The organism is Acinetobacter sp. USHLN143 (genome assembly GCF_037145695.1).
Taxonomy (GTDB): domain Bacteria; phylum Pseudomonadota; class Gammaproteobacteria; order Pseudomonadales; family Moraxellaceae; genus Acinetobacter; species Acinetobacter fasciculus.
This window is the reverse complement of sequence record NZ_JBBCWZ010000349.1, coordinates 1-221: the sequence shown is the minus strand read 5'-3', so window position 1 is coordinate 221 and position 221 is coordinate 1. Positions and strand designations below refer to the sequence as shown.

Annotated in this window: 1 pseudogene; it reads left to right on the top strand. The window is 32.6% G+C overall.

Annotated elements, in window-relative coordinates:
• Window positions 1-103 (top strand): annotated as a pseudogene (locus tag WFH18_RS18340) (transposase); the annotation flags it as partial.
• Between the last annotated feature and the right edge of the window lie 118 nt (window positions 104-221).

Sequence of the window (221 nt, the reverse complement as noted above, 5' to 3'; positions counted from 1 at the left end):
ATATTATTGGCGAGATTTTCAAGTCATGACAGCTGACAAAATAGAGCAATGGGTGGAGAAAGTATCAAACCAATTCGGAAAAGAATACATGTTTACTTTTTAATGGATACTAGGACTTACGCACTATTATTTATAGATTCTCTGTGGTAGCAGATGATTTTTATCGAGAATAAAGTCATCAATGAAGTTTTTGATAACTGGTCTAAATAATTTCTTCTGCC